This window comes from Dyadobacter soli, assembly GCF_900101885.1.
In the GTDB taxonomy this organism is placed as follows: domain Bacteria; phylum Bacteroidota; class Bacteroidia; order Cytophagales; family Spirosomataceae; genus Dyadobacter; species Dyadobacter soli.
The window spans coordinates 196,440-217,497 of sequence record NZ_FNAN01000005.1; the positions used below are offsets into that span (position 1 = coordinate 196,440).

The following is a 21,058-nucleotide window of genomic DNA, read 5'->3' on the forward strand; positions in this document are numbered from 1 at the left end:
CTTACGCTTCAACTACTACACCCATTGCACAGAATTTCTCGATACGCTGATCGATCCGGTCTTGTTGTTCAATGGCCGAGAGTTCGGCAATATTTTCGAGAATTGATTTTTTCAGCTCGTCGGCCATCCATTTGTGGTCGAGGTGGGCGCCGCCCAGCGGCTCGGCGATAATGCCGTCTACAAGTTTGTAGTTGGTCATATCTTTCGCCGTAATTTTCATTGCTTCGGCCGCCTGCTCCTTGAAATCCCAGCTTCTCCAAAGGATCGCCGAGCAGTTTTCAGGGGAAATTACTGAGTACCAGGTGTTTTCGAGCATGAGCACACGGTCGCCAATCGCAATCCCCAATGCACCACCGGAAGCGCCTTCACCGATCACGATACAGATCACGGGCACTTTCAGCATGAACATTTCTTTCAAATTGCGAGCGATCGCCTCGCCTTGTCCGCGCTCTTCGGCTTCCATTCCGGGGAATGCTCCCGGGGTGTCGATCAGCGTCACAATAGGCTTGTTGAATTTCTCGGCCAGCTTCATCAGGCGCAATGCCTTGCGGTAACCTTCCGGGTTCGGCATGCCGAAGTTACGGTGCTGGCGCTGCTTGGTATTGCGGCCTTTTTGCTGCCCAATGAGCATAAATGATTGCCCGCCGACATTTGCCAAACCACCGATAATAGCCGGATCGTCGCGCACCTGGCGGTCTCCGTGCAATTCAATGAACTCGTCGCAGATCAGTTCGATATAGTCGAGCGTGTAGGGGCGATCGGGGTGGCGGGAGAGCTGCACACGCTGCCAGCGCGTGAGATTTTCAAATATTTCTTTTCGAAGGTTGGTGATGTTGCCTTCCAGCAACGCAATGGCATCCGAAAAATCCACATTGTTTTCATTTGCCAATGCTTTCATTTCTTCGAGCTTGCGTTCGAGCTCGGCCATAGGCTTTTCAAAATCCAGGTATGTTCTCATAATTCAGGTTCTGGTGTGGGTTATTAACAGGCGAAATCAGGGGCGTCAGAGTTCATAGGTATTGCCCCGTAACGGCGTTTCCACCGAATGATAGCCGATTTCTTGAATTTTACTTTGGAATTCAGCCATGCTTTGCTGCTCTCCGTGGACGAGGAAAATGCCTTTCAGTTTTTCCGGATCCTGCATTTTTACAAAATTAATTAAGTCGTTTTGGTCTCCGTGGCCGCTAAATACGTCAATTTTTTCAATATTAGCCAAGACCGGGTACTGCTTTCCGCGAATCGAGATCGTGTCCTGCCCATTCAAAAGCCGCCAGCCGAGCGTCCCTTCCGACGCATAGCCAATCATCAGGATCGTCGCATAAGGATTGCCGATATTGGCCTCCACGTGCGCTTCCACGCGCCCACCCTGTACCATTCCGGACGACGAAATGATAATGCAGGGTTCGTTATAATTCGAAACCGCCCGGCTCGCATCGGAACTTTCAAGGTAGATCAGGTTCTCGAAATCGAAGAGCATGTCATTGTCGTCCTGAAACGTCCGCGCTTCCTTATTGAGCATCCGAACATGCTTTTGATAAACCTTGGTGCTGCTATGCGCCAACGGGCTGTCGGAGAATACTTTAATGACAGGAAACGAGCGGTCGAGGTAGAGCTGGTTGAGCGTGTAGAGCAACGCCTGCGTCCGGCCGACGCTGAACGATGGTATGATAAGCCTGCCCGGAATGTCGATGCACGTGCGTTTGATCACATCGGCAAGCGTCTCCACAGGCCCGCGCTGGTCTTCATGCAGGCGGTTTCCGTAGGTCGATTCACAGATCAGGTAATCCACCGGCGGTATTTCCTGCGGGTCGGTCAGCAGCGGATAGTTCTTCCGGCCGATGTCGCCCGAAAAGCACAGCCGTTTTTTCTCCCCATTTTCATACACTTCCAGCACGATATGCGCAGCGCCGAGCAAGTGGCCGGCTGCATAGTAGGTTACCGTCACATTGTCGGCAATGCGGTAGCGCTGCCCGAATGCAACGGGCACGAAGTTGTCCAATGCCTCGATCACATGCTTTTCAACATAGTAATCCATCGGCACCTCCCGCTTCTTCTTGCCGCTTCGTTTCTTGGAATTGATGCGCGAATTGAGCCGTTTCTGGTGCAGGTTGGCCGCGTCTTTCAGCAAAAGCGACGTCAGTGCCATGGTAGGCTCGGTGCAAACCACCCGTCCTTCGAAACCTTCCTTGTACAGGTTCGGAATGTTACCCGAGTGGTCGATGTGCGCGTGTGTGAGCAGTACGGTGTTGATCAGACTGGGTTCAAACGGGAAAACGCTCTTCTGCTGTTCGTATCTTGTTTTCTTGCCGATCTCATCCAGATCAAAATCGGAGCCGCAGTCGATCAGGATGCGATAGTCGTCCGATTCCAAAAGGAACATACTACCTGTGACCTGCTGCGAAGCCCCCCAAAATGTCAATTTCATATAAATAGTATGGGGTGAAAGCTATATTGGTATTTTTCGTCTGGCGGAAAAATCAATATGACTATTGTCTCATTTCTTTGTAAACTACTAATCAATTGTCTAATATCTTACAAAAGTACCAAAAAACAGCCTGAGATGCGGACATTAGTTACTAGTTTAGACGAAGCGGCACCATTTTTGTGCCCTGCGAATATTTAATATGATGAGAACCACCCTTCTTGCGCTTTACATACTACTCACTATCCGAATTGCATCGGCGCAAGTCATCGACAGCGCCGGACTTGTGCGTTTCTCTGACGCCGTGCTCGAACTGCAAAACAGCGAATTCATGCGAAGCGGCTCGCTGGCTGTGAGTGTGAAGGCCGTCAAAGAAGGCAAAAATGTATTTGCATTGAATGCAGAACGTTCGCTGCCGTCCGCATCTACACTAAAACTCGTTTCCACAGCAACCGCGCTCGCCCTCTTCGGTGGCGATTTCCGGTTCCAGACCTTCCTCGAATACGACGGTATACTTCGCGGTGACACGCTCGCGGGCAACCTCTACATTCACGGTACCGGAGATCCGTCCCTGGGAAGCGATCGGTTTAAGGGTTATCCTGCGGCGCCGGAAATGATTAGTCGGTGGATAGCGGCGGTGAAAAAATCGGGTATCAAATACATCAAAGGCAAAGTCCTCGCCGACGCCTCATTTTTCGACAAGGAAGCCGTTGCCAGCACCTGGATCTGGGGCGATATGGGCAACTATTACGGCGCAGGAGTACAGGGACTGAATTTCAATGAAAACTTGTACCGGGTCAAATTCAAACCCGGAGCGGACGTGGGCGACCCTACCACCGTTCTCGGCACCGAGCCGGCTATTCCATACCTGTCGTTTACGAACCAGGTCACCACGGGCGAGCGGGGCTCCGGCGACAAAACGATTATTTACAGCAGTCCATTGGGCAATAATGTGGTCTTTACGGGCACTGTACCGGCCGGTAATGCCACTTTCACCGTCAAAGGCTCGATTCCAGATCCTGCATGGTACGCGGCTTATGCCCTGAAAAACGCATTATCCGGCAATGGCGTCGTGGTAGCAGAAGCCGGGCAAGTTCCTGGCAATACGGTCTTGCTTACACCCAATCCGAAGAAGATTATCGACGAATACAAATCGCCTCCCTTGCGCGAACTGTGCCAGCAAGCCAATTTTTGGAGCATTAACCTTTTTGCGGATGTTTTTTTCAAACAGTCGGGCAAGCGGCTATCGGGCAGTTCCGGTTTCGACGATGCGGCTACGGCCATTACCGGCTATTGGTCGGGAAGGGGAGCCGATTTACGGGGTTTTTATATTAAAGACGGGAGTGGGTTATCGCCTTCGGGCTCCATCACCGCCGGCAGCCTGACCGACATTTTAAATCTGGCCAACAAGGATGCCGGTTTTAAAGACTTTTACCAAAGCATTGCCGTGCTCGGGCAGAATGGCACGGTGCGCAACCTGGGAAAAGGCACGCGTGCCGCGGGTAATGTGCATGCAAAAAGCGGGTCTATTGAAGGTACGCGGGCGTTCGCCGGTTATGTGACTGCGAAATCGGGGACGCTGTTGAGCTTTACGATCATTGCACACAAGTATGTCCCGGGGAGTAATAGGGTGATTTCCGATTCGCTTGTGAAGCTGATGACGCTGATGGCGGAGTTGTGAGGAATGGGAGTAAAGGGAGGATGGAGGAAAGGGAGGATGATTGTGGCATTTGAAAAATTGTATTTGTTGTGGTATCCCTAATGGGATTTTTACTCGCAGATGGTACATTGTTTACTACCAACATTACGTGCCTGACGGCACTCGGCGCTTGATGTGCGAAGTCGCGTTAGCGACGTGATATTGGTAGCACGTCGAAATTTTATTAGTGAGCGGAAATGCCGTAGGCATGTAACAACAGGCGCTGTGAAACGAATAGCGAGACCAATCTGTGTTCACGATTTTATTTTAAAGCCAAGCAATCAACGGGCAGGTTTTGTGAAGGAAAATAACCCGAGAGCACAGGAACGCTGCTTTTTGAGGTGTTCTGACCGGCCGGAGGCCTGCGAATAGCGGGCACGAAGCAAGAGCTTCGCGCCATTCGTTTCACTACTGAACAACTTTTTCGATCACCAGATTATGATTGGTATAAATGCAAAGATCAGCCGCGATCGTCAGCCCTTCCCGTACCATTTCCTCCGCGGTCAGGTGACCCGCATGCTTTTTCAATGCCTGCGCTGCCGATAATGCAAAATTCCCGCCCGAACCGATCGACGCAATGCCGTTCTCAGGCTCCAAAACATCACCAGTTCCCGAAATGACGAGGATTTCATCTTTGTTAGCCGTAATCATCATCGCTTCCAGCTTGCGCAGGTAACGATCGGTGCGCCAGTCTTTGGCCAGTTCAATGGCCGCGCGTTTCATATTTCCGCCGTAGCCGTTCAGTTTTTCCTCAAAACGGTCGAGTAAGGTGAATGCATCGGCCGTCGAACCTGCGAAGCCGACGAGGATTTTGCCGCCTTGCAGCGTGCGGATCTTTTTGACATTACTCTTGGCAACGGTATTGCCCATTGTAGCCTGACCATCCGCGCCCAGGGCGACCGTGCCGTTATGCAGTACACCCAGGACGGTGGTAGCGTGTATTTTCTCCATATGAATGTTAAATGACTCGATATTCTTTGCGAAACAATTGAAAACCCTCTGAAAACAAAAGTGCCAGACCTTGCGGGCCTGACACTTTTTCATGCATTCGTATTTTGGTTAAACCAGCATGCTCATCGGCTCTTCCAACAGTTTCTTCACCGTCAAAAGGAATTGAGCAGCGGTCGCGCCGTCTACCACGCGGTGATCTGCCGAAAGCGTCACTTTCATGATATTGGTCGGGTAAACCGTTCCATCTTCCTTGAAAGCAGCTACTTTCTTGATCGTACCGATCGCCAGGATACAGGAATCCGGCGGATTGATGATCGCTGTGAATTCGTCTACACCGAACATACCGAGGTTGGACACCGAGAATGTGTTGCCTTCCCAGTCTTTCGGTTGCAGTTTTTTATCTTTCGCTTTGCCGGCCAGGTCTTTTACTTCACCTGAAATGGCAGAAAGCGTTTTCTTGTCAGCTTCGCGGATTACCGGCACGAGCAGACCTTCGTCCACTGCCACGGCTACGCCGATGTTGACATAATTGTATTTACGGATCTTGTCACCCAGCCATGCGGAGTTCACGGCAGGATGTTGCTTCAATGCCACGGCGCAGGCCTTGATCACCATGTCGTTGAAAGAAATCTTCGCGGTAGCCACTTCGTTCAGCTGCGGGCGCAGTGCCATTGCCTTGTCCATGTTGATTTCCATGGTCACGTAGAAGTGAGGCGCAGTGAACAAGCTTTCGCTCAGGCGGCGCGCAATGGTCTTGCGCATTTGCGAGATAGGCGTATCGGTATAGTCGCCGGGCGTCGCCGCGCCGGTTGCTGGTGCAGATGCCGCAGGAGCTGCTTCGGTTTTCGCGGCAGTTGCAGGTTGCGCAGCAGCCGGAGCTTCTGTTTTAGCAGCCGGTTTGAACTCGTCCACATCGCGTTTTACGATGCGACCGTTGTCACCGCTTCCTGCTACTTCGCTCAGATTAATGCCTTTTTCGTCGGCCAGGCGTTTTGCCAATGGCGATGCTTTCACACGGTCGCCGGAATCCGCTACTGAAACGGCTTTCTCAGAACCATTTACAGCAGGGGCAGCCTGTGCAGGAGCAGCAGCCGCAGTTTCAGCAGGCGCTTCGCCGTTTTCACGGGCCAGCAATGCTTCCACGTTCGCGCCTTCTTCACCGATTACGGCAATGATTGCGTCCACAGGAACCGCTTCGCCTTCTTTAATGCCTACGTAAAGCAGCGTACCGTCTTCGTATGCTTCCAGTTCCATCGTTGCCTTGTCGGTTTCGACTTCGGCCAGGATATCGCCTGATTTTACTTTATCGCCTACTTTTTTCTGCCATGAAACCAGCGTACCTTCTTCCATGGTATCGCTCATTTTCGGCATGCGCACTACCGCAGCATTGATTTTCTCGGTAGAAGCGGCAGCAGGGGCTGCGCCAGCAGGTTTCGCAGCTGGTGCGGATTCTGGTGTTACCGTTTCAACGGCAGGGGCCGCCCCGGCAGAGGCAGGAGCTTCTGCTTTCGGAGCTTCGGCGGCAGGAGCAGCAGATCCGTTTCCGGCACCGTCGAGCAGCGATTGATAGTCTTCACCCTCAGCGCCCACGATCGCCATGATACCGTCGATAGGTACCGCGTCGCCTTTTTTTACGCCTATATAAAGAAGGGTACCGTCCCAGTAAGATTCAAGGTCCATGGTTGCCTTGTCGGTTTCAACCTCAGCAATCACTTCACCGGATTTAATTTTATCACCTACTTTTTTGTGCCATTCCGCGATAACACCTTCTTCCATGGTGTCGCTCATTTTGGGCATACGAATTACTTCTGCCATATCGCTTGTTAAGGTATTTTTGTTCTTGGTCGAAATTCAGACTTTGGTCAAAATTACAATAAAAGGTGAATAGGAGAGAGGTTTAACATTATAAAATTGCCCCTCTCCATCGCCGAAGTCATCCTTTGGATAATTAACCGGTCTTGTAATGCTTGATAATCAATGCGGTATGGCCGATTAGCGCCGCTTTGCCATTTCCCGGCGCGGAAAACAGCGCACCAACACGCCGCTTTCATGGCTTCCGGGCGATATAGGAATGATCCGCCAAAAGATGTGAATTAAGCCATTCTGTGGGTTTCGGGCCCGGATCCATTTTCGGAAGCCGCAGCGTTCTGAAAAAGCTCTTCGCGACGCGCATACGCTTTTTGAATGTGTAAGAGGTTTCACCAAATGCATTACCCGGCCGCTGCACAGTTACGGCGGCGCACTTTAAACCAGCTTTGGCAATCAACCCGATCAGATAGGGGGAATAGGGTAAGTAGGGAGCAAACCGGACGGCCGCATCTTTTTTCAGCACCATAAACAACCCTGCATTCATCGGCACCTTCCTTCCTGAAAACCAATGTACCATTCCTTTGAAAAAATACGAGGTAAGCAGCCGGCCGGGCGATTCATACTGGCCCTGACGTTTGGCAAACACAACATCTATACCCGGTTGCATTGCATTGATCAGCGTCGACAAATTCTCAGGCTCGTCCTGCAAATCGGCGTCCATGGTAGCGACCAGTTCTCCGTGGGCGAATGCCATTCCCACGATCAGCGCATTGCTCTGGCCGGCATTCTTTTTTAGATTAATAATATGAAATGCAATATCGGGCGGCAACTCGCGAAGAATAGCCAGTGAATTGTCCGGTGAAGCGTCGTTGACATATACAATCTCGCATGCAATGGGCAACGACGCGGCTACCTGGCTGATCCGCTTGTGTAAAGCCGCCAGCGTCGAAGCGCTCTTGTATACCGGAATGATAATGCTGATCATCAATAACCCTTTGTGTAGTCGACGATATTCAGGAGCGTTTCCCCACGCATGTAGCGCGCGAGATTTTCTTCAAAAAGAGGCTGCCATTTAAATTCCGGGCCTTCGAGGCTGCGGCCTACGTGCGGGGTGATCAAAATCCCCGGCTCGGCCCACATCGGATGCGACGCGCGCAATGGTTCTTCTTCGAAAACATCCAGCGCGGCCCCGGCCAGTTTGCCGCTCCGCACACTTTCAAGTAACGCCTGGTCGTCGAGCGTGCCGCCTCTTCCTATATTGACCACAAATGCGTGGCGGGGCAGCTGATCCAGGATTGCACTGTTCACGAAATGGTGCGTTCCCGGGGTTTTGGGCAGGCAAATGATCAATGCGTCCGTTTCGGGTAATTGCGCCTGCCAGTTTTGCTGTCCGAAGAGAGTAATACCTTGCTCTTCCGAGTCATCGGGCCGGTTTCGTACTGCCGACACCCGTCCGCCCATCGAAGTGATCATACGTGCAATCTCCTGCGCCAGGCTTCCCCATCCGAGGATCAGGCACCGGCTGCCGTGCAATGTGCGTAGCCTGTGTCGTTGCCACGACCGCTCACGTTGCTCGTCGCGGAGCAGATGGAGGTTGCGGAAAAGCGCAAGCAGCAGCGTGAGGGTATGCTCTGCCAATTCGGCATCGTATACGCCCCGGGCGCAGGTAAGGGTGATGCTTTTATCGAGCAGTCGTTGTTTTTCGGTTAAAATAATGTCGACACCGACGGAGTTGGACTGCATCCAGCGAAGCTTTTTTGCAAAAGGTAGACTTTGAATGAAGTAGCGGTTCCCAAGCACTATTTCGGCATCCTCTATAAACCTGCAAGCTTCTTCCAACGAGTGCGCAACTGCTATTTCGTGACCCGGCGCGGCTTGCCGCAATCGCTGCAAATGGGCCGCTACCGGCTCGTACATGAGTAGGATCATGCGTGATGCGGATTGGTGGTCCAGCGTTCCACTTGCTCGCGGAATGCCTGGAAATCGGCATGTGCCTCTTCTTGCGACCGGTTCCGGGCTTCGTCGTAAGCTTTGCGGATATGATGTACCATGTGTTCCATGCTGTGGGTGGCGTGGTCCTTGATGAACGTGCGGCGCAGGAAGCTGAAATCGATTCCTAGGCGGGCATATTCGTTGATAAGGTACTTGCTGGCGATAGGCATTCCGTTGGGTGGGTAGGTAACGCCGCCAGCTCCAAGAGGTATTTCGAAATGCCTGCGAATGTCGGTTACGGTTTCGTTCATAAGCGGAACGAAGATATTCCGGCTGTTTTGCTGGATATGCAGGTCGTTCAATCCAATATAGGCCCGGCGAAGGGGCAGCTTGCTGAGTTCGGCCATGCAGTCGAGCGCCGAAATCGTTTCGATCAGGATATTAAAACCGGCCCTGCCGCCGATCATTTGTAATGTGTCGCGGGCCTCGGAAACGGTTTGTACCATCGGTAGAAAGATCTCGTCTGCACCCGCGCGCAATGCAAGCTCCACCTCCTCGTGCGTATGCTCGTGTGAAAAGCCATTGATCCTGCATATCAGCTTACCTTCCGGGGTTGCTTCCCGGACACGGCAGAGGTCGTCATACGTATCGTAGTTGATCTGCGTGTCGAAATTTTCCTGCCGTAACTTTTTCCCCTGATTTTCCCAATCGACAATAATGCCGTCCACCCCGGCAGCAATGGCCGTTCGGACGATCTCCGGGTCTTTCGAGAATAGAAACAGCTGAAAATGGTTGGGTAAATTTGGATTCACAAGGCTCTTGTTTTCTGTGCAACGATCAGACAACTGGTACCAAAAGGGATCTTCTTTTTCTTTCGAATGGCATTCACCTCCCAGCTTAGCAAACCTCTCAGCAAGCGTGCGGTGGTCGGGCGGCCGGCCATGTGCTCGTTTCGTTTTTTGTCCGGAGTATTATCTTTTTTGATGCCAAATTTTTCAGGTAATACCCGCGCAAGCCACATGGGCGCCCACACGAGTGAGAAAAAATAGGTCGCATAAGTAACTTTGAAACCCGTTTTAGCCAGCAATACGGTGAGCTGCGGGAGCGTATACCGCCTGAAATGCCCAAGCTGCACATCGTTTTCCGACCACAAGCTCTGGAATGCGGGGACGGTCAGCATGATCCTTCCGTCGGGAGTAAGCAGGCGGTTGATGTTTTCGAGAAACGCCTTGTCGTCTTCAATATGTTCCATCACATCGAAGAACCCCGCTGCGGGAGCGGTTCCGTTCACCTGGGCCGCGTATTCTTCCAGCGTGCTTTGGATGGTCGACCGGATGCCTCGCTTCCTCGCATTTTCGATACCGGTGGCATAAGGTTCCACCAGCGTCACATTGTAGCCTGCATTTTGCATGGCCAATGCGGTAATGCCGTTCCCTCCGCCAATGTCGAGGAAATCCTGTGGGAAGTCGTTGGCCTTCATGGTTTCTACAAGGCATCCATTCCGGTGCTGGTACCAGAACGACATGTCCTCCATTTCAAAACACACCGAATTCCCGTCGTCCGGATAGGAAACAAGCCATTTTTCTCTGTTTTCTTCAATCATCGTTTTTCTGCTGTGATGATCTGGAAAGGCAGAAATGTGTTCAGTCCCGGGATTTTTTCAAGGACCGGCTCACTTTTCTGGCCTAATGCCGTATTGGAGAAGAAGGGTGGGTAAAAGCCAAATCTTTTGATATTCAAATTCTTCCAGCCCGCGTATTCCGCCGCACTGAACAGTTTCTTTTTGGTCATGTCGGCCACGCCTTTGTCGCCTTCCCACGACATCCCGGGCGTGAGCGCGATTTGCAGGTAGTAAAGCGGATTGTAGGCGTTGGGTTCAAGAAACACGAGTTTGCCACCCGGTTTCGCGATGCGGTACATGGCCTGGAAGCATGCATGCAGGCTGTGAAAATGGTGCAGCGCCATAAAACCCATTACCACATCAAACTGGTCGTTCAGCTCCTCGGGCGCGTCGAGGATGTCGGCGGCGTGGAGTTTAACGGGAAACTTGTTGTCGTTGTACACGAGCAACTGCTGCAAAAGGAACGGCGAAAGGTCGAGCCCTTCCACCTTGTAACCCTGGGCAAGGAAGTTCAGCGTGTATTTTCCCATTCCACACGCGACGTCGATGATCCGGTCGTTTTTTTTGATCCCCGCAAAATCGATGACCTCCTTCACATGCCTGCGCACGTAAGGCGAGGCAACCGGTATCATGGTTTTTTTGATTTTGTGCCCGAAATAATCGAGTTGCTGGTTGTTGTGGAATTTGATGTTGGAAACGACGATGCTCATAAACAATGGGATTCCGTTTTTGTGTGGTAATATACGCAAAAATGCTCCCGGAGAACAACCGCCAGCCAACGAGTTTTCTATCGGTTACGAATAATTCCTATCGAATATACTTCATTGATTATTAGTAACTTCATATAGACTTACGTGCCATATCGCCGAATTGAATATCGCCAGCTTGCGCAAACCGGACTTTTCGGGATCACGAATGTTTTCTACGGATAAAATATAGTCGCATTGCAGGTCGCGCAGTGCATCGTGCGAGAGCGTGATCGTACGGTCGTGAGGGGGCATTCCGCGCGTCATGTGTGTTTCAAAATAGGGGAGTTGCTGGTCGTAAACGATCAGGCATTGGCTGCCCCAGAAATCGAAGAAGCCCTTGTTACTACCATTCTTTTCGAGTTCGCCGGCGATGATTTTGCGGAACTTGTGCTTGTAGGGCAGTGGATAATTGCTCGAATATCCGTCGATGGTACGAAGGCCATTGTATTGCGCCACAGCCGGTGGAATGCCGATACTAGCCACACGGTAACTTTTCTGTGGTTTACCGATGGCTGTTTTGATGTTGTCGAACATCCGTTCGGCGTAATAATCTTCGTAGGTGAAAATGTAGTGGTAAGGAACGATTGTGATGATCTTTTTGAAAAAGCGCTCGTAGTAGGTAGGCTGGTAGGCGAAACAAACCGTTAATTGGAGTGCGGCCACGACCACCAGCGTGCGGGTTTGGTATTTTGGAATAATAAGCAGAAAAGCCTGCGCTGCCGCAATGTGCCAGAGCATTTGCAGGAAAATATGAAACCTTTCCAGGCTGAACATCCGGAGCACGTCAGAGCCATTCCGGAGTGCAACCAGCGGCCCCCAGTTTAGTAATGCAATGTAAAAGCATATCACCACGATAACAGACAACGTCGCGGTAAGCGCGCGTGGGACCTCCCTTCGCCGAAGAACATGCAGTGCATAAGTCAGGCACACAAACGGCAGCAGCACGAAAGTATGCAGCGACAGCGCCACATCGACATTGCCGAGCAGGAAGTACCGCGCGAATATTTTCAGGCAAACGCCTAACGATACGGGGAACCGCTGCATTTCAGTGCGGTGCGAAACAAACCCTTCGCCGCCGAGCAAGTTCTGGATCAGGTCGATTTTCGTGGCGAGGTATACCGCCAGCAGGATAGCAAATGCAAGAAGCAGCCGCCTGACCGGCCGTTTTTGAACAATATCCCAACCGATCAGCACCCCGAATGCAAAGAGAATGAATACACCGGCAGACTGAAAATTGGAAGTAAACGGAAACGCCGCCAAAATCAGCCAGTTCCAGATCGCGGGCTTCGCATTCCGGATGTTAAGGATCACAAAAAGGAGGAGAGGCTGGCCCGCAATGCTCAGTCCCCAGGTAGGAAGAAAAGGCGTAAACGCAAACGACAATGCCAAAAATGCCGAAACGGAATCGCTAACCCCTAAATGTCGGCGGCATAACAACCACATACCCACCAGCGCAGCCGCGCTGATGAAGATATTGTAAACTTGAAAAGCGTAAAAGGTAGGCAGCAGGAGGTTGAGCCAGTAGTATACATTATAGGTACTTACGAGCGTGAATTTCGGTACACCACCCATAAAAGGCTCGATGATCGCGTACGGGGGTGCCCATGCGTACGCGGGCTGCGTGGCGAGGCGGTACCATACCACAAAGGAATCGAGCGAGTCGAAGGCGTTGAAGAATGCGCCGGGACCGAGGAAAATGGTGGGCGCGTGATAAAGCAAAAATACCAGCAATAACCCCCTGAGGTAGTACTGCTGGTATTTTGCTTTCATATTTGAATTTGCTAGTTGATCTTCAAAACAGCCATAAATGCTTCCTGCGGAATTTCTACATTACCAACCTGACGCATCCGCTTCTTCCCTTTTTTCTGTTTTTCAAGCAGCTTGCGCTTGCGGGAAATATCACCACCATAACATTTGGCCAAAACGTCTTTCCGCATCGCTTTTACTGTTTCGCGGGCGATGATTTTCTGACCAATGGCCGCCTGGATAGCGATCTCGAACATCTGACGCGGGATCAGCTCGCGCAGTTTTTCGCAAAGCTTCTTGCCCCATTCATACGATTTCGATCGGTGTACGATGGCCGACAATGCATCCACCGCCTCGCCATTGAGCATTACGTCGAGCTTCACCATGTCCGACTCCTGGTAACCTGCCAGTTCGTAGTCGAGCGAGGCGTAACCTCTCGATATGGTTTTGAGTTTATCAAAGAAATCAAATACCACCTCGGCCAGCGGAATGAGGAATTGGAGCTCCACGCGCTCGGCAGTGAGGTATATCTGGTTTTTGAGAATACCACGCTTGTCCATACACAGGTTCAGGATCGGGCCGATGTAGTCCGATTTGGTGATGATCTGTGCATTGATGTATGGCTCTTCGATGTACTTAATGTGGTTAGGCTCAGGCATTTCTGACGGCGCGCTGATATTCAGCAGTTTGTCTTTCGTCGTCAAAACCCGGAACTGTACCGATGGCACCGTCGTGATCACAGTCATATCGAACTCGCGTTCCAGACGTTCCTGGACGATCTCCATGTGCAGCATTCCGAGGAAGCCACAACGGAAACCGAAGCCGAGCGCCGCGGAAGTTTCAGGTTCCCAAACCAATGCCGCGTCGTTCAGCTGCAATTTCTCCATCGCCTCGCGAAGCTCTTCGAACTCGCTGGTATCCACTGGGTAGATTCCGGCGAATACCATCGGTTTAACCTCCGAAAAGCCGACGATCGCTTCGCTGGCAGGACGGTCGATATGGGTGAAAGTATCACCTACCTTCACCTCTTTGGCCACTTTGATACCCGAAATCAGGTAACCCACGTCGCCGCATTCTACCACTTGCTTGGGGATTTGCTGCAAACCGAGCGTACCGATTTCGTCGGCGAAATATTCCTTGCCGGTCGCCATGAACTTCACCTTGTCGCCTTTCTTGATGCTGCCGTTTTTCACCCGGAAAATTACCTCGATACCGCGGTAAGAGTTGAAAACCGAGTCGAAGATCAATGCCTGCAAAGGTCCTTCCGGATCGCCGACGGGCGCTGGGATACGCTCCACGATCGCATTCAGGATGTCCTCGATACCAATTCCTTCCTTGCCGCTGGCCGGGATAATATCGGCACGTTCGCAACCCAAAAGGTCAACCATTTCATCCTTGATCTCCTCGGGCATGGCACCGGGAAGGTCGATTTTGTTCAGAACGGGGATGATGACCAGATCATGGTTGATCGCCAGGTAGAGGTTGGAGATCGTTTGCGCTTCGGTACCCTGTGAAGCGTCCACGAGCAGCAATGCGCCTTCGCAGGCGGCGATCGAGCGGGAAACTTCGTAGGAAAAGTCCACGTGCCCCGGGGTATCGATCAGGTTCAGTATATATTCTTCTCCTTTATAAATGTAGTTCATCTGGATCGCGTGGCTCTTGATCGTGATGCCGCGTTCGCGTTCCAGATCCATATTGTCGAGCAATTGCGCCTGCATTTCGCGCTGCGATACAGTTTTGGTAAATTCCAGCAGACGGTCCGCCAGGGTACTTTTCCCGTGGTCAATATGGGCAATAATGCAAAAATTACGGATTTTCTTCATGAAAGTAGTTCCTATTCCAATGCTTTGAATATATAGTTCAGGTCAAAGCAATCACAAAATTACGAGGGTAATTAATATTTCAAGATGTTTTCAAACAGAAGTTGAAACTAAAAATGACAACCCTGCTCACAAGCTCGCGGGACGGACCGCCTGCGCGATACGCTTACGCTGCGGCCAGGCGTAAAGACAGAACGCGAGGATCGTGAGCATGACAAGGGGTAATAATTTGCCATAACGGACCATTGCGGCAGTCAGGACGGTCATTGTCAGTAGGATAGCGGGATGGGGTAAAAAGTGCAGGGCGGTTCTCAGCCAACTGGCCGGGGATTCTTTCGGGTTCTCAGTACATGGACTGATCTGATCATTAAAATCGAATATTTTTAAGCATTTCAGGAGCACGCCACTGTGCAACCGGCTGTTGCAAGCCAGGTGCCGGGGCCAGGTCAGTAAAGAACCATAGGCCGTTACCAGCGCGAAAAGGAACGGCCCGAAAGTCATGTGCATCAATAAAACCATCGGCAAGTGCAGTACCAGCGCCATGAGCATGGCGTAGATGATCGTTTTGCGGCGGAGCAGCAGGATGGCAATGGCCATTTGCAGTACAATAACCCCGATCCCCATGATCTGGGACAGAAAACCTGCCGGGAATGCACGGGCCAGTTTCATATAGGACGCTATCTGATGTTTGGTCACGAGCAGTGTTTCCATGCTGGCGCCAGTCCACCAATCGTTATCGGTAACCTTGTTCAGGTCGGCGCCGAGGTAGAGTACCACCAGCTGGAAACGGATCAGGTCGGTTCCGGTGACGTCGTTGCTGAGTGCAGTACACAGGAATACGCAGCCGGTAAATAGGTGTGCGACAGAAATGCATATCTGGCAAGAAAGCAGCCCGGTAAGGAATGCCATGCCGACGCCCAAAGCACCCAGCCGCACAAACTGCGAGAACATCATTAATGCAATACCGCCCATAAATAGCAGCCTGACGCCCGTATTGAACTGCTCGTCGGTACCCAGCTGATCGAGCAAACCCACGAGGGGATAGAACCGGCCGCTGCCCTGGTTGCCGTTGAAAGGGAATTCTTTCGTGAGCATGAGGTAAACAGCCAGAAACCGCACGGCGAGGACCAACTCCGGCGCGACAGCTTTTCCTTTGATATAGAAAGGGTTGAAATGGCGCATAAGGCTCAGCGGCTGGCTTTCCACAAATAAGTCCGTTCCGGCGCCCCATTGCGGCGGTAGGTAATCCTGACGCTGTCGGGGTTGCCTGGTTTTTGCGCTTCCACCGACTCGACCAGCCGCCGCAGATTGCCGGATGCGTGTGCTTCCCACTGCGATTGCGCTATACTATAACGTGACTCAACAGCCTGTTTTTCCCAGGTTTGGCCATTTTCAAATGCATCGATCCGGTAAAATACCTGCGTGGTATGCGGCGCCCAGGAGAGCGTCCGGGTGTCCTGTGTGAGTTCGTAAAGTGTGTTAATGAGCTGCGCCGACAGAAAAAGCAGCCCGGGAAGCCATTTTTTGAGTGTGGAAGAAGTCATGGGTGTATAGTAAATTTTCAGATCATAGTGGATTACAGCAATTTGGGTAAAAGGTAATGAAAAAGCATTAACCAAAATATTTAATCAAATGATTAAATATTTTGGTTAAATCAAAAACAGGTTTTACCTTTGGCAAAACAAACTGAAAATGGACTGATGGCGAAAGCGAAAAAGACGCAGCTGGACCAGAGCACGGAGGAGAAGATCAAGGCAGCGGCGGGCATTGTATTTACCAAAAAGGGTTATGGCAATGCGCGTACGAGGGATATTGCGGAGGAGGCGGGTATCAACCTGGCGTTGCTGAACTATTATTTTCGCAGTAAGGAAAAGCTTTTCCAGATCGTGATGGCCGAGCGGATCGAGAAGTTGTTCGGCGTATTGGCGCCGGTACTGAACGATGCCGAAACGACATTGGACGAAAAGCTGGAAAAGATCACGGAAAATTACATCGATATGCTGCTCGAACATCCCGACCTGCCGATTTTCGTGCTGAGCGAGATCCGGAGCAATCCCGAGCAGCTTGCCAACCGCGTTCAAGCGCCAAAGCTTTTGAAGGATTCGGTATTTGTGAAGCAGCTGGCCGAGCGGAGGAGCGATATAAACCCATTGCATTTTATCATTAACCTGCTCGGAATGAACTTGTTCCCGTTTGTGGCAAAGCCGGTTTTACAGCCTGTTCTCGGCAGTGAAGATTTTTACCGGCAAATGATGGTACAGCGCAAGAAGCTCATCCCGGCGTGGATGAAACTCATGCTGGATCACGGCTAAGCAGCGCTGACAAGTGCAGACAGGAGGGGAAAAACCTCCCTTTTTTTAACCCACATATTAATCAAATGATTAAATAAAACGAATAAATAAAATGATTAATGGATTGAAAATTATTAAGCTAACCGCCTGTTTGGTACTCGTTGCCATGCATTTACGGGCACAGGAAAAGCCCCTGACGATCCGGGAGGCCTACCAGCTGGCCCGGAAAAACTACCCGATGATCCGGCAGCAGGGACTGATCGAAAAGACGCGGGATTACTCGGTAAGCAATGCTGCTAAGGGTTATTTACCGCAATTCACCGTGCAGGGACAGGCTACTTACCAGTCGGCAGTGACGGAGTTTAAGCTGCCGGTTTCCATCCCCGGCGTGGAATTCCCGACTATCAATAAAGACCAGTACAAAGTTTACGGCGAGCTGAACCAGACGATTTACGACGGCGGCAATGTTCGCACACAGGTACGCTCGCATGAGGCGAATGCGCAGGTGGAATCGCAGAAGCTGGAAGTGGAACTGTACAAGCTGAACGAGCGCGTGAACCAGCTGTTTTTCGGCACATTAATGCTGGATGAGCAGTTGAAACAGAACGATTTGCTGAAAAAGGATATCAACCTCGGCATTCGTAAGGTGCAGGCATTGATCGATAACGGTACCGCATTCAAAAGCAATGCAAATACATTGAAAGCCGAGTTGCTGAAAGCCGACCAGCGCATGATCGACCTGAATGCGAGCCGCAAAGCCTACACGGAAATGCTCGGATTACTGACCGGGCTGCCATTGGGAGATTCGGCGGTGCTCGAAAAACCTGCGAACCTGGCGGCCAGCGGCGATATCAGCCGGCCGGAACTCAAATTATACGAGGCTCAGAACCGCAGTCTCGATATTCAGTCGCAGCTGTTGGATGTGCGCAACCGCCCGAAACTCAACTTCTTCTTTCAGGGAGGTTATGGCCGGCCTGCATTGAATATCCTCAGCAATGGTTTCGACCCCTATTACATTACCGGCGTGCGTCTGAACTGGTCGCTTTCAGGGTTATATACCATTAAGAAGGACCGCGACCTGATCCGTAACAACCGGGATGCCATTCAGTTACAAAAAGAGACCTTTCTCTTCAATACGAACCTGGCTGCCCGGCAGCAAAATGCCGAACTCGACCGTTTCCGACAGTTGCTGACGACCGACGACGAGATCATTACCCTACGCGAGAGCATTAAAACCACCGCCGCCGCCCAGCTGGAAAACGGGGTGATCAATACCAACGATTTCCTGCGGGAGGTGAATGCCGAAGACCAGGCGCGGCTGAACAAGATCCTGCACGGCATTCAGCTCCTGATGTCGCAGTATAACCTCGATAACACCCTGGGAACCAATATTGAATAAGCATTAATTACAAACTCATGAAAACATATTCTTACATGATGATATTGGCCGTGGCGATGGCGGCCTGCAATGGAAAAGAGAACCCATACGACGCTTCCGGCACATTCGAGGCCGTGGAAACGATCGTATCCGCCGAGGCAACGGGCCGCATTATGGTGCTGACCCTGGAAGAGGGCCAGCGGCTGAAAGCCGGCCAAACGGTGGGTTACATCGATAGCCTGCAACTGCATTTGCGCAAAAAGCAGCTTGAAGCGCAGATCAGGGCCACCGGCAGCCGCGTGCCCGACATTGTGGCGCAGACCAATGTTTACAAACAGCAGATCGCCGTTTCGCAGGTACGCCTCGATAACCTGCTGCATGAGCAGAAACGCGTTCAAAACCTGTTGAAAGCCGATGCGGCGACACCCAAGCAGCTCGACGATATCAATGCGCAAGTGGAAGAACTGCAAAAGCAGCTGGACGTAATCCGTAAGCAGGATGCCGCGCAAACCTCTGTTTTGAAAACACAAACCTCCGGCCTTAGGGCGGACGTTCAGCCGCTGGTTGTTCAGATCGAGCAGATTAATGATCAGATTTCGAAGTCGAAGATTGTCAACGAAGTGAATGGAACGGTTTTGACCAAATATGCCGAAGCGAACGAAGTGGCCGCTGCCGGGAAGCCATTATATAAAGTCGCTGATCTCTCGACGATCATTCTGCGCGCCTATGTGACGGGAGACCAACTGACGGGTGTCAAGCTGAATCAGCAGGTTAAAGTGCTCGTAGACAGTGCCAATAGCCAATACCGCACATTGCCGGGCACGATCGAATGGATCAGTAATAAAGCGGAATTTACCCCCAAAACCATTCAGACGAAGGACGAACGCGCTAACCTGGTTTACGCGGTCAAGATCCGTGTGAAGAATGACGGGTATTTGAAAATAGGGATGTACGGAGAAGTCGCATTGAAATAATGGAAGCGGTTGTTGTCAAAAATCTGGTCAAAACCTACGGTAAAGAGCAAACCGTGGCCGTGGACAATGTGTCGTTTTCCGTCGAGCAGGGCGAACTTTTTGGCCTCATAGGTCCGGACGGGGCCGGTAAGACGAGCATTTTTCGCATGCTTACCACGTCGCTTTTGCCGGATGGCGGCTCGGCGAGCGTCGACGGGCATGATATTGTGCAGGATTTCAGGCGCATACGCAGTTCGGTAGGGTATATGCCGGGAAAATTTTCGCTCTACCAGGACCTTACCATTGAAGAAAACCTGCATTTTTTCGCAACTGTTTTCGGGACTACGATAGAGGAGAACTACCATTTGATCAAAGACATTTACGTGCAGATCGAGCCGTTCAAAAACCGGCGGGCAGGTAAGTTATCCGGCGGGATGAAGCAGAAACTCGCATTGTGCTGCGCATTGATCCACAAACCGACTACATTGTTTCTCGACGAACCCACCACCGGCGTCGACCCGGTTTCGCGGAAGGAGTTCTGGGAAATGCTCAGGAGATTGAAAGAACAGCGCATTACCATTCTTGTTTCCACGCCCTATATGGACGAAGCCTCACTTTGCGACCGCATTGCGCTGATCCAGGGCGGCAAAATACTGTCGATCGACACGCCGCAGAACATCGTAAACGCCTATCCCGACAAGCTGCTGGCCATTAAAGCCAATGAAATGTACAAGCTGCTGAAAGTTTTGGAGAGTCATCCCGGCGTAATCAACAGCTACGCGTTCGGCGAGTACGCACATGCAACGTTCCACGATACGGATACGCACGCGTTGCAGGCATACCTGCGCGGTCACGGGCTCACGGGCGTGGAAGTGAAGGGCGCGGAGGTAACGATCGAGGACACATTTATCAAATTATTACATTAAAACCGTCACAGCCATGATGCAGGACGATAGAGTGATAGTCTGCGAGAAGCTCACGAAGCGCTTCGGGGACTTTATAGCCACCAACGAAATCACATTCGACGTACATAAAGGGGAAATTTTTGGCTTCCTCGGCGCGAACGGCGCCGGCAAAACCACCGCCATGCGCATGCTATGCGGGCTTTCCTCGCCCAGTTCGGGCAAGGCGACCATTGCAGGTTACGATGTGTACACGCAAACAGAGCAGATCAAGAAAAATATCGGCTACATGAGCCAGAAGTTTTCGCTTTACGAAAACCTGACCGTGCGAGAAAATATCGAGTTTTTCGGCGGCATTTACGGCCTTTCCGACGAGCAGATCAGAACAAAAACAGCGCAGTTGTTGCAGCGATTAGGCATGCAAAACGAAGCAAACAAGTTGGTCGCGTCCCTGCCATTGGGCTGGAAACAGAAGCTGTCCTTTTCGGTAGCCGTGCTGCACGAGCCCAAAATCGTATTCCTCGACGAGCCTACCGGAGGTGTAGATCCGGTGACGCGGCGGCAGTTCTGGGATATGATTTACGAAGCGGCCGACAGCGGCATTACCGTGTTCGTGACCACGCATTACATGGACGAGGCCGAATATTGCCACCGTATATCCATTATGGTGGATGGCAAAATGGAGGTACTCGACACGCCCACAAACCTGAAAAACAGCTTTCATGCGCGGTCGATGGATGAAGTATTTTACCAACTCGCGCGCGGCGCCAAAAGAGGGGATTAGT

19 protein-coding genes are annotated in these 21,058 nt (G+C 51.5%); 6 read left to right on the forward strand and 13 right to left on the reverse strand.

Annotation, left to right across the window (positions count from 1 at the left end; genetic code table 11):
- Position 1 precedes the first annotated feature (1 nt).
- Positions 2-958 carry an acetyl-CoA carboxylase carboxyltransferase subunit alpha gene (locus BLQ88_RS09270; RefSeq protein WP_090148650.1) on the reverse strand — a complete coding sequence of 319 codons (957 nt, stop codon included), beginning with the start codon at positions 956-958 and terminating at the stop codon, positions 2-4.
- Positions 959-1,003: 45 nt separating this feature from the next.
- Positions 1,004-2,425, reverse strand: a complete 1,422-nt coding sequence (locus BLQ88_RS09275) for an MBL fold metallo-hydrolase RNA specificity domain-containing protein (RefSeq protein WP_090148652.1) — start codon at positions 2,423-2,425, stop codon at positions 1,004-1,006.
- Between the two features lie 199 nt (positions 2,426-2,624).
- On the opposite strand from BLQ88_RS09275, the gene dacB reads away from it, so the two are divergent.
- Positions 2,625-4,103: a D-alanyl-D-alanine carboxypeptidase/D-alanyl-D-alanine endopeptidase gene (gene dacB, locus BLQ88_RS09280; protein WP_090148653.1), complete on the forward strand. Its 1,479-nt coding sequence runs from the start codon at positions 2,625-2,627 to the stop codon at positions 4,101-4,103.
- A 426-nt stretch (positions 4,104-4,529) separates the two neighbouring features.
- Here the strand turns inward: dacB and hslV are convergent, their stop codons facing one another.
- The 11 genes from hslV to BLQ88_RS09335 all read right to left on the reverse strand — a co-directional run bounded on the left by hslV (position 4,530) and on the right by BLQ88_RS09335 (position 16,293).
- Complete coding sequence (gene hslV, locus BLQ88_RS09285; protein ID WP_090148655.1) at positions 4,530-5,072, reverse strand: ATP-dependent protease subunit HslV; 543 nt, start codon at positions 5,070-5,072, stop codon at positions 4,530-4,532.
- 108 nt (positions 5,073-5,180) lie between these two features.
- Positions 5,181-6,887, reverse strand: a complete 1,707-nt coding sequence (locus tag BLQ88_RS09290; protein ID WP_090148657.1) for a pyruvate dehydrogenase complex dihydrolipoamide acetyltransferase — start codon at positions 6,885-6,887, stop codon at positions 5,181-5,183.
- Positions 6,888-7,119: 232 nt separating this feature from the next.
- Positions 7,120-7,866 carry a glycosyltransferase family 2 protein gene (locus BLQ88_RS09295; protein ID WP_090148658.1) on the reverse strand — a complete coding sequence of 249 codons (747 nt, stop codon included), beginning with the start codon at positions 7,864-7,866 and terminating at the stop codon, positions 7,120-7,122.
- Positions 7,866-8,810, reverse strand: a complete 945-nt coding sequence (locus BLQ88_RS09300; RefSeq protein ID WP_090148660.1) for a D-2-hydroxyacid dehydrogenase — start codon at positions 8,808-8,810, stop codon at positions 7,866-7,868. The genes BLQ88_RS09295 and BLQ88_RS09300 overlap by 1 nt, the downstream gene beginning before the upstream one ends.
- Entirely contained in the window at positions 8,807-9,625 is an 819-nt protein-coding gene (locus BLQ88_RS09305) for an aldolase/citrate lyase family protein (RefSeq protein ID WP_176884953.1), read from the reverse strand. Before BLQ88_RS09305 ends, BLQ88_RS09300 begins: the two co-directional genes overlap by 4 nt.
- Entirely contained in the window at positions 9,622-10,416 is a 795-nt protein-coding gene (locus BLQ88_RS09310; protein WP_090148663.1) for a class I SAM-dependent methyltransferase, read from the reverse strand. Before BLQ88_RS09310 ends, BLQ88_RS09305 begins: the two co-directional genes overlap by 4 nt.
- Positions 10,413-11,144 (reverse strand): class I SAM-dependent methyltransferase, encoded by a 732-nt coding sequence (locus tag BLQ88_RS09315; protein WP_090148664.1) that lies wholly within the window; start codon positions 11,142-11,144, stop codon positions 10,413-10,415. Before BLQ88_RS09315 ends, BLQ88_RS09310 begins: the two co-directional genes overlap by 4 nt.
- Positions 11,145-11,255: 111 nt before the next feature.
- Positions 11,256-12,953, reverse strand: coding sequence for a DUF6044 family protein (locus BLQ88_RS09320; protein WP_090148666.1), 1,698 nt, complete (start codon positions 12,951-12,953; stop codon positions 11,256-11,258).
- A gap of 11 nt (positions 12,954-12,964) precedes the next feature.
- On the reverse strand, positions 12,965-14,752 hold the full coding sequence (gene lepA, locus BLQ88_RS09325) for a translation elongation factor 4 (RefSeq protein ID WP_090148668.1): 1,788 nt from the start codon (positions 14,750-14,752) through the stop codon (positions 12,965-12,967).
- Between the two features lie 126 nt (positions 14,753-14,878).
- Positions 14,879-15,931 (reverse strand): HTTM domain-containing protein, encoded by a 1,053-nt coding sequence (locus BLQ88_RS09330; protein ID WP_090148670.1) that lies wholly within the window; start codon positions 15,929-15,931, stop codon positions 14,879-14,881.
- A 5-nt stretch (positions 15,932-15,936) separates the two neighbouring features.
- Positions 15,937-16,293: a hypothetical protein gene (locus BLQ88_RS09335; RefSeq protein WP_143016821.1), complete on the reverse strand. Its 357-nt coding sequence runs from the start codon at positions 16,291-16,293 to the stop codon at positions 15,937-15,939.
- Positions 16,294-16,422: 129 nt separating this feature from the next.
- On the opposite strand from BLQ88_RS09335, the gene BLQ88_RS09340 reads away from it, so the two are divergent.
- The 5 genes from BLQ88_RS09340 (at position 16,423) to BLQ88_RS09360 (ending at position 21,057) form a co-directional block, all read left to right on the forward strand.
- Positions 16,423-17,061 (forward strand): TetR/AcrR family transcriptional regulator, encoded by a 639-nt coding sequence (locus tag BLQ88_RS09340; RefSeq protein ID WP_229212639.1) that lies wholly within the window; start codon positions 16,423-16,425, stop codon positions 17,059-17,061.
- A gap of 103 nt (positions 17,062-17,164) precedes the next feature.
- Positions 17,165-18,439, forward strand: coding sequence for a TolC family protein (locus BLQ88_RS09345; RefSeq protein WP_229212640.1), 1,275 nt, complete (start codon positions 17,165-17,167; stop codon positions 18,437-18,439).
- 17 nt (positions 18,440-18,456) lie between these two features.
- Positions 18,457-19,392 carry an HlyD family secretion protein gene (locus BLQ88_RS09350; RefSeq protein ID WP_090148677.1) on the forward strand — a complete coding sequence of 312 codons (936 nt, stop codon included), beginning with the start codon at positions 18,457-18,459 and terminating at the stop codon, positions 19,390-19,392.
- The gene (locus BLQ88_RS09355) at positions 19,392-20,297 is read left to right on the forward strand and encodes an ABC transporter ATP-binding protein (RefSeq protein WP_090148679.1); all 906 of its coding nucleotides are present in this window, start codon (positions 19,392-19,394) and stop codon (positions 20,295-20,297) included. The genes BLQ88_RS09350 and BLQ88_RS09355 overlap by 1 nt, the downstream gene beginning before the upstream one ends.
- A gap of 13 nt (positions 20,298-20,310) precedes the next feature.
- Positions 20,311-21,057 carry an ABC transporter ATP-binding protein gene (locus tag BLQ88_RS09360; protein ID WP_218132900.1) on the forward strand — a complete coding sequence of 249 codons (747 nt, stop codon included), beginning with the start codon at positions 20,311-20,313 and terminating at the stop codon, positions 21,055-21,057.
- Position 21,058: the final 1 nt, after the last annotated feature.

Bases quoted from the DNA above. Each gene is read 5' to 3' on its own strand.
- BLQ88_RS09275 (WP_090148652.1), bottom strand. From the start codon at position 2,425: ATGAAATTGACATTTTGGGGGGCTTCGCAGCAGGTCACAGGTAGTATG.
- BLQ88_RS09270 (WP_090148650.1), bottom strand. From the start codon at position 958: ATGAGAACATACCTGGATTTTGAAAAGCCTATGGCCGAGCTCGAACGC.
- BLQ88_RS09315 (WP_090148664.1), bottom strand. From the start codon at position 11,144: ATGAGCATCGTCGTTTCCAACATCAAATTCCACAACAACCAGCAACTC.
- BLQ88_RS09300 (WP_090148660.1), bottom strand. From the start codon at position 8,810: ATGATCCTACTCATGTACGAGCCGGTAGCGGCCCATTTGCAGCGATTG.
- BLQ88_RS09355 (WP_090148679.1), top strand. From the start codon at position 19,392: ATGGAAGCGGTTGTTGTCAAAAATCTGGTCAAAACCTACGGTAAAGAG.
- BLQ88_RS09295 (WP_090148658.1), bottom strand. From the start codon at position 7,866: ATGATCAGCATTATCATTCCGGTATACAAGAGCGCTTCGACGCTGGCG.
- dacB (WP_090148653.1), top strand. From the start codon at position 2,625: ATGATGAGAACCACCCTTCTTGCGCTTTACATACTACTCACTATCCGA.
- BLQ88_RS09335 (WP_143016821.1), bottom strand. From the start codon at position 16,293: ATGACTTCTTCCACACTCAAAAAATGGCTTCCCGGGCTGCTTTTTCTG.
- BLQ88_RS09320 (WP_090148666.1), bottom strand. From the start codon at position 12,953: ATGAAAGCAAAATACCAGCAGTACTACCTCAGGGGGTTATTGCTGGTA.
- BLQ88_RS09330 (WP_090148670.1), bottom strand. From the start codon at position 15,931: ATGCGCCATTTCAACCCTTTCTATATCAAAGGAAAAGCTGTCGCGCCG.
- BLQ88_RS09350 (WP_090148677.1), top strand. From the start codon at position 18,457: ATGAAAACATATTCTTACATGATGATATTGGCCGTGGCGATGGCGGCC.
- BLQ88_RS09290 (WP_090148657.1), bottom strand. From the start codon at position 6,887: ATGGCAGAAGTAATTCGTATGCCCAAAATGAGCGACACCATGGAAGAA.
- lepA (WP_090148668.1), bottom strand. From the start codon at position 14,752: ATGAAGAAAATCCGTAATTTTTGCATTATTGCCCATATTGACCACGGG.
- BLQ88_RS09310 (WP_090148663.1), bottom strand. From the start codon at position 10,416: ATGATTGAAGAAAACAGAGAAAAATGGCTTGTTTCCTATCCGGACGAC.
- BLQ88_RS09360 (WP_218132900.1), top strand. From the start codon at position 20,311: ATGATGCAGGACGATAGAGTGATAGTCTGCGAGAAGCTCACGAAGCGC.
- hslV (WP_090148655.1), bottom strand. From the start codon at position 5,072: ATGGAGAAAATACACGCTACCACCGTCCTGGGTGTACTGCATAACGGC.